The sequence below is a fragment of the Microbacterium sp. OVT16B genome, from assembly GCF_019969705.1.
Classification (GTDB): Bacteria; Actinomycetota; Actinomycetes; order Actinomycetales; family Microbacteriaceae; genus Microbacterium; species Microbacterium natoriense.
Genome location: NZ_JAHXZA010000001.1, coordinates 2,138,903 through 2,150,705 on the forward strand (window position 1 = coordinate 2,138,903; position 11,803 = coordinate 2,150,705).

At 68.3% G+C, this 11,803-nt stretch carries 11 protein-coding genes; 5 read left to right on the forward strand and 6 right to left on the reverse strand.

The features are described from left to right. Positions 1-72: 72 nt before the first annotated feature. The gene (locus LC438_RS10190) at positions 73-1,221 is read left to right on the forward strand and encodes a glutamate--cysteine ligase (RefSeq protein WP_223586480.1); all 1,149 of its coding nucleotides are present in this window, start codon (positions 73-75) and stop codon (positions 1,219-1,221) included. Positions 1,222-1,223: 2 nt separating this feature from the next. Here LC438_RS10190 and LC438_RS10195 read toward each other — a convergent pair whose 3' ends face one another. Continuing rightward, a complete protein-coding gene (locus LC438_RS10195) occupies positions 1,224-2,195 on the reverse strand; it encodes a sugar-binding transcriptional regulator (RefSeq protein WP_105673353.1) in 972 nt (323 codons plus the stop codon). A 102-nt stretch (positions 2,196-2,297) separates the two neighbouring features. On the opposite strand from LC438_RS10195, the gene LC438_RS10200 reads away from it, so the two are divergent. From LC438_RS10200 to glpK, 3 genes are all read left to right on the forward strand, one after another. Continuing rightward, positions 2,298-4,007, forward strand: a complete 1,710-nt coding sequence (locus LC438_RS10200; RefSeq protein ID WP_105673352.1) for a glycerol-3-phosphate dehydrogenase/oxidase — start codon at positions 2,298-2,300, stop codon at positions 4,005-4,007. A gap of 95 nt (positions 4,008-4,102) precedes the next feature. Next, a complete protein-coding gene (locus LC438_RS10205) occupies positions 4,103-4,855 on the forward strand; it encodes an MIP/aquaporin family protein (protein WP_105673351.1) in 753 nt (250 codons plus the stop codon). Positions 4,856-4,881: 26 nt separating this feature from the next. Next, positions 4,882-6,396, forward strand: coding sequence for a glycerol kinase GlpK (gene glpK / locus LC438_RS10210; protein WP_223586481.1), 1,515 nt, complete (start codon positions 4,882-4,884; stop codon positions 6,394-6,396). 60 nt (positions 6,397-6,456) lie between these two features. Here glpK and LC438_RS10215 read toward each other — a convergent pair whose 3' ends face one another. Next, entirely contained in the window at positions 6,457-7,338 is an 882-nt protein-coding gene (locus LC438_RS10215; RefSeq protein WP_223586482.1) for a LysR family transcriptional regulator, read from the reverse strand. Between the two features lie 78 nt (positions 7,339-7,416). On the opposite strand from LC438_RS10215, the gene LC438_RS10220 reads away from it, so the two are divergent. Further along, positions 7,417-8,322 (forward strand): EamA family transporter, encoded by a 906-nt coding sequence (locus tag LC438_RS10220; protein ID WP_223586483.1) that lies wholly within the window; start codon positions 7,417-7,419, stop codon positions 8,320-8,322. Between the two features lie 5 nt (positions 8,323-8,327). Here the strand turns inward: LC438_RS10220 and ffh are convergent, their stop codons facing one another. The 4 genes from ffh to LC438_RS10240 form a co-directional block, all read right to left on the reverse strand. Next, positions 8,328-9,884, reverse strand: coding sequence for a signal recognition particle protein (gene ffh / locus LC438_RS10225; RefSeq protein ID WP_105673347.1), 1,557 nt, complete (start codon positions 9,882-9,884; stop codon positions 8,328-8,330). Positions 9,885-9,896: 12 nt separating this feature from the next. Beyond that, positions 9,897-10,397 carry an RNA polymerase sigma factor gene (locus LC438_RS10230; RefSeq protein ID WP_223586484.1) on the reverse strand — a complete coding sequence of 167 codons (501 nt, stop codon included), beginning with the start codon at positions 10,395-10,397 and terminating at the stop codon, positions 9,897-9,899. Continuing rightward, positions 10,394-11,068, reverse strand: a complete 675-nt coding sequence (locus LC438_RS10235) for a hypothetical protein (protein WP_223586485.1) — start codon at positions 11,066-11,068, stop codon at positions 10,394-10,396. Before LC438_RS10235 ends, LC438_RS10230 begins: the two co-directional genes overlap by 4 nt. Positions 11,069-11,132: 64 nt before the next feature. Continuing rightward, on the reverse strand, positions 11,133-11,714 hold the full coding sequence (locus tag LC438_RS10240; protein ID WP_105673378.1) for a TetR/AcrR family transcriptional regulator: 582 nt from the start codon (positions 11,712-11,714) through the stop codon (positions 11,133-11,135). Positions 11,715-11,803 lie beyond the last annotated feature (89 nt).

Consider the following 11,803-nt stretch of genomic DNA (forward strand, 5'->3'; position numbering starts at 1 on the left):
GCGGGCTCCTGGCGCGAAACGTGGCGACACGGGGGTTGCCGTGTCGCCAGAGCTGCGTGCGAGACTGTGCTCGTGAAGCTCGAATTCGCTCCATCCGCCAGGTCCACCGTCGGCCTGGAATGGGAGATCATGCTCGCCGATCCGGTGAGCGGCGACCTCGTCGGCCGCGCACCCGAGCTGCTCGCCGCGCTGGAAGCGGAGAGCGCCGACGAGCGCCACACCGTCACCGGCGAGCTGCTCACCAACACGATCGAGGTGACCAGCGGCATCGGCACGTCGGTCGCGCACGCGGTGGACGACATCGCCAAGGCGATCGCCGCGGTCCGCGCGGCGACGGACCCGGCGGGCATCGAGCTGCTCTCGGCGGGGAGCCATCCGTTCGCGCAGTGGTATGAGCAACAGGTCACCGACAAGACCCGCTATCACAAGCTCATCGAGCGCACCCAGTGGTGGGGCCGCAACATGATGATCTGGGGCATCCATGTGCACGTGGGCGTCGAAGATCACCGCAAGGTCTTCCCCATCATCAACGCTCTCGCCGGCTTCCTCCCGCATCTCCAGGCTCTGGCCGCGTCCAGCCCGTTCTGGGCGGGCGAGAGCACGGGGTACGCCTCCAACCGCGCTCTCGTCTTCCAGCAGCTCCCCACCGCGGGTCTCCCCTGGCCTCTGCACGACTGGTCGCAGTTCGAGGGGTACCTCGACGACATGATCCGCACCGGCGTGATGGCCGACGCCTCCGAAGTGCGCTGGGACATCAGGCCCGCGCCGCGCTGGGGCACCATCGAGGTGCGCGCATGCGACGGGATGTCGACCCTTCCCGAGCTCGCCGCCGTGTCGTCTCTGGTTCAGGTCCTCGTCGAGCACTTCTCGCGTGAGCTCGACGAAGGACGCACTCTGCCCGAGCTCCCCGCCTGGTATCACCGTGAGAACAAGTGGCGAGCGGCTCGGTACGGGCTCGATGCGCGCGTGATCGTCGACGCCGACGGCATCCAGCGTCCCGTCAGAGACCACCTCGCCGAGACGCTCGAGCAGCTCGCACCGGTGGCGCTCGATCTGGGGTGCGCGAAGGAGTACGCGAGCATCGGCACGATCCTCGCCGACGGCGCCAGCCACGCGCGTCAGCTGGCGGTCGCTGATGCCGCGGGTGGCGATCTGTCGGCAGTCGTGCAGCACCTGATCCGCGAGTTCCGCTCAGGGCCGGAGACCTCGACCCACGAGTGACCTCAGTCCTCCACCAGCTGGCGGGCGAGCCCCTCGTCGAGGACGACATCGGTGACGAGGTCGGCCGCGATCGCCGATCTCAGACTGACCAGCTTCGGGATGCCGGAGACGACGCAGACTCGCCGGGGAACGCGGCGAAGCCGATCGAGTCCGGGGCCCGTGGCCCTCGCGTTGACCCGGATGTCGCGCCATGACCCGTCCGCACGGAAGAAGACCGTCGCGACGTCGCCGATCGCGTGATCCTCCCGAAGACTCCGGTAGTCGTCCCGGCTCAGATACCCGCCGACGTAGACCCGGCTGGGCACCTCCGCGGCCGGGGAGCCGAGGCTGAAGACCGCGATGTCCATCTTCGCCTGCAGATCGAGCACGCGCCGGGTGCTCCTCTCCCTCCACATCGCCTCCCGCGTGGACGGATCGTCGAAGAAGGCGGGGACGGGGAATTGCTGGACCTGCGCGCCGAATGCGCTCCCGAACCTCTGCAGGATGTCGCTCGAGTACTCGACGCCGCTGGTCTGGGTGTTGCCCGCGCCGTTGAGCTGCACGAACGTGGTGTTGTGCGTCTCCTTCTGCGTCAGTCCACGACTGACCGCGCTGATGGTCGACCCCCAGGCGACGCCGATGATCATGTTCGAGTCCACGAACTGCGAGAGCAGCCGCCCAGCGGTGAGGGCCACGCGCTCCAGCCGCTCCACCTCGCTGACGATCTCGGGCATCGGGACCACGTGCGCCGCGACGTGATGGCGGTCGCGGATGCGCTGCTCCAGCATGCCCAGGCGTTCGAGTGGCGAGTTGATGCGGATGTCGACCAGTCCGCTCTCCCTCGCGAAGCTCAGCAGCCGGGACACGGACGACCTGGAGGTGCCCAGCTCCTGGGCGATGACCTCCATCGTCTTGTCCTGCATGTAGTAGAGCTGCGCCGCGGTGAGCGCGGCGATCAGCTTCGAATCGCGTGAATGCGCGTCTGCCTGTGCCATCGCGACCTCCTGGACTCCGATCCTTGCACATATGTGCAGCGGACTTGCGCACGCCGGTCCACCGGGTCGAAGCTGGGGGCAAGCAGAGAAGAGAGGTCGAGGATGATCGAGTCGACACACTCATCGGCGGAGCGCGCCGAGGTCACAGCAGTCCGCGAAGCCGGACGCACCAGCGTCCTGGTCATCGGCGGAGGCATCAACGGCATCTCGACGTTCCGCGATCTGGCGCTCCAGGGCGTCGACGTGGTCCTGGTCGAGCGCGGGGACTTCGCGTCCGGCGCATCGTCGGCGTCGAGCCACATGATCCACGGCGGCATCCGCTACCTCGAGAACGGCGAGTTCCGTCTCGTTCGCGAATCCGTGGAGGAGCGCAACGGCCTGCTGAAGATCGCGCCGCACTACGTGAAGCCGCTGCAGACGACGATCCCGATCTACTCCACGTTCTCCGGCATCCTCTCCGCTCCCCTGCGCTTCCTGACGCACAAGAGCGGGAAGCCCCAGGAGCGCGGCGCGTTCCTGATCAAGGTCGGCCTCACCATCTACGACACGTTCTCGCGTGACGGCGGCATGGTGCCGCGCCACCGTTTCCTCGGGCGCAAGAAGTCCCTCGCGGAGCTGCCCGCACTCGACCCGCACATCAAGTACACGGCGACCTACTACGACGCCTCGATGCACGACCCCGAACGTCTGGCCCTCGACGTCCTCCAGGACGGCCGCGCTGCGCACCCCGGAGCGATCGCGCTCAACTACGTCGAGGCCATCGGCCGCGACGGCGACAAGGTCCTGCTGCGCGACCGCGAGAGCGGCACCGAGTTCAGCATCGCCTCCGACGTGGTGGTGAACACCTCCGGCCCGTGGACCGACCTCACGAACGATGCGCTCGGCGACATCACGCGCTTCATGGGCGGCACCAAGGGCTCGCACATCGTGCTCGACCACCCCGAACTGCTCGAGGCGACCCGCGGTCGCGAGATCTTCTTCGAGCACTCCGACGGCCGCATCGTGCTCATCTACCCGCTCAAGGGTCGCGTGCTCGTCGGCACCACCGACATCGACGCCGACCCTCGCGAGGTCCCGGTGTGCACGGACGAGGAGGTCACGTACTTCTTCGACCTCATCCATCACGTGTTCCCGCAGATCGACGTCTCCCGCGACCAGATCGTCTACAACTTCTCCGGCATCCGTCCGCTGCCCCGCCACGAGGACACCGCGCCCGGTTTCGTGTCCCGCGACTACCGCATCGAGGTGGACGAGAAGGGCGCCACTCCCCTGGTCAGCCTCGTCGGGGGCAAGTGGACCACGTTCCGCGCCCTGGGAGAGTCGCTCTCCGATGTGGTGCTCGGCCTGGTCGGCCGCACCCGCACCGTGTCGACCGCCGGTCGCGCCATCGGCGGCGGTCGCGACTTCCCCCGCACCGAGAAGGCGCGCCGCATCTGGATCCAGGAGAACCTCCCCGGCGCCGGCGCCCGTGCCGATCACCTCCTCGCCCGCTACGGCACGCGAGCGGCTCAGGTCTGGGACTACATCGAGCAGGGAGAAGACGCCCCCCTCGCCGGCGGCGACCTCTCCACGCGCGAGCTCGAGTGGATGGTGAAGAACGAGCTCGTCGCTCGTCTGCAGGACGTGATCCTGCGGCGCACGAGCATCGCCTTCACCGGACATGCGAGCGCAGAGGTTCTCGACGAGATCGGCGACGCGCTCGCTCCCCTGCTGGACTGGGATCGCGATCGCCACGACGCCGAGATCGAGCAGACCCGACTCCTCCTCAACGAACGACACGGCCTGAACATCTCGTCCCGCGCACGCGGCTGACGAGATTCCCACCGTCGCCCTCCTCTGCGACGTGAAATCCCTCATAACGCGGCAGGACTGAGGGGTCCTGCCGCACAAGAAAGGTCAATGAAGACATGACTGATGTGAATCTCGGTCTCTACTTCCTGTCTGAGCTCGTCGGCACGGCGATGCTCATCATCCTGGGTTGTGGAGTCGTCGCGAACGTCGCGCTCGCCAAGAACAAGGGCAACGGCGGCGGCTTCCTCATGGTCAACTGGGGGTGGGGCCTCGCGGTGTTCGCTGGTGTGCTCGTCTCCGCATACTCCGGCGCGATCCTGAACCCCGCCGTCGGCATCGGACTCCTGGTCGCCGGCAAGATCAGCTTCGCCATGTTCGCCACCGCCACCGGCGCAGAACTGCTCGGTGCGATCATCGGCGCCATCATCGTCTGGCTCGGCTACAAGCAGCACTTCGACGAGGAGCCCGAGGCCGCCAACAAGCTCGGCGTGTTCTCGACCGGTCCCGCGATCCGCTCGTACGGCTGGAACCTCGTCACGGAGATCATCGGCACGTTCGTGCTCGTGTTCGTCATCTTCGCGTTCGCGGACTACGGCGACATCGAGGTCGGAACGCCCGGAGGCCTCGGCCCGCTGACGGCACTGCCGGTCGCCCTCCTCGTGGTCGGCATCGGCGCATCCCTCGGTGGCCCCACGGGCTACGCCATCAACCCCGCCCGTGACCTCGGTCCGCGCATCGCTCACGCGATCCTGCCCATCAAGGGCAAGGGCTCGAGCGACTGGTCCTACTCGTGGGTCCCGGTCGTCGGTCCGCTCATCGGCGGTGTGATCGCCGCTCTCGTGGCGCCGGCACTGCTCCACCTCGCCTGACCCCTGAATTCAAAGGAGAACACACCATGGCTGACTACATCATCGCCATCGACCAGGGAACCACCTCCAGCCGCGCGATCATCTTCGACAAGAAGGGCAGCATCATCGCGACGGGCCAGAAGGAGCACGAGCAGATCCTGCCGCAGGCCGGCTGGGTCGAGCACGACGCGGCCGAGATCTGGCGCAACGTGCAGGAGGTCATCGGCCTGGCCCTGAGCCGCGCCGACCTGACCCGCCACGACATCGCCGCAGTCGGCATCACCAACCAGCGCGAGACCGCGGTCGTCTGGGACAAGACCACCGGTCAGCCGGTGTACAACGCGATCGTCTGGCAGGACACGCGCACGCAGGCCATCGTCGACCGTCTCGCGGCTGAGGGCGGCGTCGAGCGCTTCAAGCCCGTCGTCGGCCTGCCCCTGGCCACCTACTTCTCCGGCACGAAGATCGCGTGGATCCTCGAGAACGTCGAGGGCGCTCGCGAGAAGGCCGAGGCGGGCGACCTCCTCTTCGGCACCACCGACTGCTGGGTTCTCTGGAACCTCACCGGCGGCGTCGACGGCGGCGTGCACGCCACCGACGTCACGAACGCGTCTCGCACCATGTTCATGGACCTCGAGACGCTGGAGTGGCGCGACGACATCCTCGAGGCGTTCGGCGTACCGCGCTCGATGATGCCCGAGATCCGCTCCTCTTCCGAGGTCTACGGCGCCGCAGAGGACTCCTCGCTGCTTCGCGAGACGCCGATCGCCGGCATCCTGGGCGACCAGCAGGCCGCGACCTTCGGACAGGCCGCATTCAACGCCGGCGAGAGCAAGAACACCTACGGCACGGGCTGCTTCCTCATCTTCAACACGGGCGAGGAGATCGTCCACTCGAAGAACGGGCTGCTCACCACCGTCGGCTACAAGCTCGGCGACGGACCGACCCACTACGCGCTCGAGGGTTCGATCGCCGTCACGGGATCGCTGATCCAGTGGCTGCGCGACCAACTCGGCATCATCGACTCCGCCCCCGAGGTGGAGGAGCTGGCGAAGCAGGTCGACGACAACGGCGGCGTGTACATCGTGCCCGCGTTCTCCGGTCTGTTCGCGCCCTACTGGCGTCCGGACGCCCGCGGCGCGATCGTCGGCCTCACCCGCTACGCGAACAAGAACCACATCGCTCGCGCAGCACTCGAGGCCGTCGCCTTCCAGACGCGCGACGTGCTGGATGCCGTGAACGCAGACGCCGGTGTGGACCTGACCGAGCTGAAGGTCGACGGCGGCATGGTCGCCAACGACGCGCTCATGCAGTTCCAGGCGGATGTGCTCGGCGTCCCGGTCGTCCGTCCGGTCGTCGCCGAGACCACCGCGCTCGGCGCCGCTTATGCCGCAGGTCTGGCCGTCGGATTCTGGAACGGCCTCGACGACCTGTCCGCGAACTGGCAGGAGGACAAGCGCTGGGAGCCGTCCATGGAGGCCGACGAACGCGACCGCCAGCTGCGTCTGTGGCGCAAGGCCGTCACCAAGTCGATGGACTGGGTCGACGACGACGTGAAGTGATCTCGCTTCACTGAACGACAGGGCGGGCCCGGAGTCTTCTCCGGGCCCGCCCTGCTGCGTTCAGTCGAGATCTGTGGTCTCCAGCTCGGCGAGAAAGGCCCTGGCGACGGTCCTCGGCGCCTGCTCATCCCATGCCGCGTACTCGACCCGGATCGGACCGTCGTCGACCGGCACCGACTCGACCGCGGCCTGCGACCGGGCGACGACACCCGGAGCGAGCAGGGTCATCGCCAGCCCTGCGGAAACGAGGCCGAGGATCAGCTCTGCCGAGTCGGCCTCGAACGCCACATCCCTGACGACATCGACGGCCGCGAATGCGGAATCGCTCTGCGCGCGCCCCGACGTGCCCGCGGGGAAGTCGGCGAACACCTCACCGGCGAGATCGGCGAGTCGGACGCGCGTCCGGCGGGCGAGTCTATGATGCGGCGGCATCGCGGCGACGAGCCGCTCCCTGGACAGCGTGCGCAGGGCGACACCGCTCGGGATGCTCTCCTCTCGAAGCCCGAGGAGGGCGACGTCGAGATCGCCGTGTCGGACGGAGGCGATCAGAGAGTCGCTGTTGCCCACGGTGAGCTCGACACGAACAGACGGATGCGCCGCGCGGAACCGCGAAATGAGGGTGGGGACGTCCACCGCGGCGACGGTCGGGATCACACCGAGACGCAGAGTCCCGATGACTCGTCCGCCGGCAGCCGCGGCATCCTCCCTCGCGCCCTCCGCGGCGGCGAGGGCGACTCGCGCCCTCCGCACGAAGGCCGCACCGGCCTCGGTCACCCGGACGCTCCGACTCGTGCGGGTGAACAACCGCTGACCGAGTTCGCTCTCCAGCGCGGCGATCCGATGGCTCAATGCGGACTGCGTGACGAAGCAGCGTTCGGCTGCGCGGGTGAAGCTCGATGCGTCCGCGATCTCGACCGCGTATCGCAGTTGCTGAAGGTCCATTCATTCATGATCTCGACTCATGCATGAGTTGACAACTATGCGTTGGACTCATTCCTCTGCAGCCATCACGCTGGAATCATGAATCGACTGACCACGGTGCTCCTCACCGCTCTGGCTCCGATGGCCTGGGGCACGACATACCTCGTCACCACCGAGCTGCTACCCGCCGGGCATCCGCTGCTCGCCGGCCTTCTCCGCTCGCTTCCTGCCGGACTGGTCGCCATCGCGATCGGACGGTCCCTCCCCCGCGGCTCCTGGTGGCTCAAGTCGCTCGCCCTCGGCGTCCTGAACATCGGGGCGTTCTTCCCCCTGCTGTTCCTCGCGGCCGAACGTCTTCCCGGTGGAGTGGCGGCGGCCGTCGCCGGCGTGCAGCCGCTGATCGTCCTCGCACTCGGTTCTCTCGTGCTGCACGAGAGAATCCGTCCGCTCACCGCGGCGGCGGCGACCGTCGGCGCCGGCGGCGTCGCACTCGTCGTCCTCGGGCCCGCAGCTCAGCTGGACGCCATCGGCATCCTGGCGGCCCTGGGCGGCGTCACGGCGACCGCGGTCGGAATGATCCTCACGAAGCGCTGGGGTCGTCCGGAGGGCGTCGGGCCCATCGCCTACGCAGGATGGCAGCTCACCGCCGGAGGACTTCTGCTGCTGCCGCTCACGTTCCTGATCGAGGGGGCGCCGCCGCAGATCGACGGCGGTGCCGCGCTCGGCTACCTGTGGCTGGGCACTGTGGGCGGCCTCTTCGCCTACACGCTGTGGTTCCGCGGCATCCAGCGACTCCCGGTCATCGCCCCGGGGCTGCTCGCGCTGCTCTCGCCCGTGGTCGCGACGCTCCTCGGAGCGACCGTCGCCGGAGAGAGCTTCACACCCCAGCAGGCGATCGGAATGACGCTCGTGCTGGGCGCGCTCGTCTCAGGCCAGCTCGTCACCCGCCCGAAGCCCGTGCCGGCCGTTCCCGGCGCAGCCGAGAGCGCGCTCGTCCGACGCTGAGACGATCAGCCCTTGCCGAAGAGCTTCTGGATCTCGGCGAGGTCGGCCTCGCTCGGTGCCGCCTTCGCCCCGCCGAGGCCGAAGCCCGACCCGGTGGGAGTGGTAGGGGCGGCGAGACCGGCGTTCTCCGCGGCGCGCTTGGCCGGGTTGCCCGACCTCGAGCCGCCGGAGGACTTGCCCTTCTTGCCGCGCTTCGACGACGCTCCAGGGCGTCCCATCCCGGGGACGGGTCCCATGCCCGGGATGTTCGGCGTCCCCCCACGGGCGACCGTCTTCATCATCTTCGCGGCCTGGTCGAAGCGCTGCACGAGCTGATTCACATCCGTCACCGTCATGCCGGAACCGCGCGCGATGCGCAGTCGTCGAGAGCCGTTGAGGATCTTGGGGTTGCGGCGCTCGACCGGAGTCATGGAGCGGATGATGGCCTCGGTGCGGTCGATCTCGCGCTCGTCGAAGTCCTCGAGCTGCTGCTTCATCTGGCCCATGCCCGGCAGCATGCCGAGCATCTTCTTCATCGAGCCCATCTTCTTCATCTGCTGAAGCTGGCCGAGGAAGTCCTCGAGCGTGAACTGCTCGGTCGCGAGCTTCTCGGCCATCTTCATGGCCTCTTCCTCATCGAAGGCCTGCTGGGCCTGCTCGATGAGGGTGAGGATGTCGCCGAGGTCGAGGATGCGGCTCGCCATGCGATCGGGGTGGAAAGGCTCGAGGTCTTCGAGACGCTCGCCCGTAGAGGCGAAGATGATGGGGCGTCCGGTCACGGAGGCGACGGACAGCGCCGCACCGCCTCGGGCATCGCCGTCGAGCTTGGAGAGCACGACGCCGGTGAAGTCGACGCCGTCCTGGAAGGCCTTGGCCGTGTTGACGGCGTCCTGACCGATCATCGCGTCGATGACGAAGAGCACCTCGTCGGGGTCGACGGCCTTGCGGATGTCGGCGGCCTGCTTCATGAGCTCCGCATCGACGCCGAGACGTCCGGCGGTGTCGATGATGACGACGTCGTGCTGGTGACGACGGGCGTGCTCGACGCCGTCGCGCGAGACCTTGACCGGGTCGCCTATGCCGTTGCCCGGCTCGGGGGCGTAGACGGTCGCGCCGGCCTGCTCCGCGACGACCTGGAGCTGATTCACGGCGTTCGGACGCTGCAGGTCAGCGGCGACGAGGAGCGGGGTGTGCCCCTCGCCTTCGAGCTGCTTCGCGAGCTTTCCGGCGAAGGTCGTCTTTCCCGAGCCCTGAAGGCCGGCGAGCATGATGACAGTCGGCGCCGTCTTGGCGAACTGGAGGCGACGCTGCTCGCCGCCGAGGATCTGGATGAGCTCCTCATTGACGATCTGCACGACCTGCTGGGCCGGGTTGAGGGCCTTGTTCACCTCATCGCCGAGCGCGCGCTCGCGCACCTTCGCCGTGAACTCCTTCACGACGGACAGCGCGACGTCAGCGTCGAGGAGTGCGCGACGGATCTCGCGCACGGTGCCGTCGACGTCGGCGGCGGTGAGCTTTCCCTTCGTGCGCAGGTTGCGGAAGGTCTCGGTGAGCCGATCGGAGAGCGTGCCAAACGTAGCCATGGTGCTTCGATTCTACGCGAGCGGAACCTCGATGCTCAGCGCGGCACGGAGTTCCTCCTTCGCACGCTGATAGCGACCTCTGGCCGTCGACGCAGGGATGCCGAGAAGCTCGGCCACCTCCGTGAGCGAGAAGCCGTCCCAGTGCACGAGGCGCACGATCTCGGCGCGATCCGGATCGAGACGTGTGATCGCGTCGCGCACCTCCGTACCTGCGTCCGCCGCCGGGCTGCTCCTGTCCTCCGCCGCATCGCCGCGGATCCGATCGACCAGAGCCCAGCGTCGGCGCTGGCCGCGCGCGTGGTTGAGCAGTGTGCCTCGTGCGATGCCGAAGAGCCACATCCGCGCTCGTTCCGCGTCGACGGGGAGTACGCGTACTCGACGCCAGGCGACGACCATGGTCTCGCCGAGCAGGTCGGGGGCGTCGTCGGGACCGACGCGGCGCGAGACGTAGGAGAGGAGATCGGATGCGTTCGCCTCGACCGCCGCGGTGAGACGGGCGGAATCGGGGCTCACTCGGCCTCGCACTTGACTCCGCCATCCGCGCTGAACGTCCACGCGTCCTCCGGGAACCCGGCGCCGACGAGATGATCGATCATGGCCCCGTGCACCGCACGGTTCACCGCGAACGCGCGAGCGTCATCGGCATCGGGACGCCCCGGTGCGATCGCTGCGTCGGCAAGCCAGCCATCCGCGCCGATCAGCACGGTCATCCCGTACCTGTCCGCCTGTTCCGCGAGGATTCGCGCGGCCTCGTCGTCCGCCGCTTCCAGGTCGAGCTCACGCTCCAGCGCGCCATCGCGCAGCCAGGTCGCAACCGAGTCCTGCAGGTCACGTGTCGACACGTCGTCCTGACCGGCGTCGGTCGTCGAGGCCGGGCGATCCTCGACGAGCAACCGCACCTCACAGGCTCTGCCGCTGGGAAGCACGAACTCGTAGGAGCCATCCGGGTGCTCGAGCGCGCTGGGCCACGTGACGAGACCGGCAGCGACGGCGACTCCACCGCCGCCGACGATCAAAGCGAGCGCAGCACCGGCCGTCAGAGCCGTCCTCACGCGTCGCCGGGGTCGCTTCGCCCCCTCGGCCACCCGAGCCTCCGCCATCATCGCCCGCACGTCGCCGGGGTCGAGCGACCGGGCGACGGGTGCGGAGGAGTCGAGCAGATCGTCCAACTGTCCTGCGTCCATGAGTGCGTCCCTTCTGGATGGGTTCACTCTGTACGTGTCCGGCATTGCGCCGGATGTCCGCGGACTACTTCCAGCGCAGGTCGTCGAGGCTGTGCAGCGCCTCGTCGAGGACGGCCTCCGGGGTCCGCGACCCCGCACCGTGCTCCGCCCAGACGCGCAGCGACGACATCAGCGCCGCCGCAAAGGCGGCCCCCAGGATGTCGGAACGGATCTCTCCGACCCCGCCGGCTCGCGCCGCATCGGAGATGGCGGACGACAGCCGCGCGTGACGCATGCCGGTCTCGCGGACCAGCTCCTCGTCGAGGCCCATGGCCGCACGGTTGCGAAGCGCGAGGGCGAGCGGGTCGGGGGCGAAGTCCTGCACGACTGCGTGCAGCACGCCGCGCACCTGCGCCGCCTCGGCGCCGGCGGAGAGCGCTCCGAGAGTCGCTGCCGCCTCCGCGAGCCGTGCGTCGAACTCCGCCCAGATCACGTCGCTCTTCGAGGCGAAGTAGTTGAAGAAGCTGGAGCGGCTCACGCCCGCGCGCTGGGTGATGTCGGCGATCGACGTGGACTCGTAGCCGCGCTCGAGGAACAGCTCGCAGGCCGCTTCGGCGAGAGTCTCCCTCGACGACGCCTTCGGGCGTCCTGCTCGGCTGATGGTCATGGTCACACGCTACCGCGCGGCGCGCGGAGGAGCGAAAGCCTCCACCTCTGAGTATTGTTAGACTGCATCCAACTAATAGAGCGAAGGTG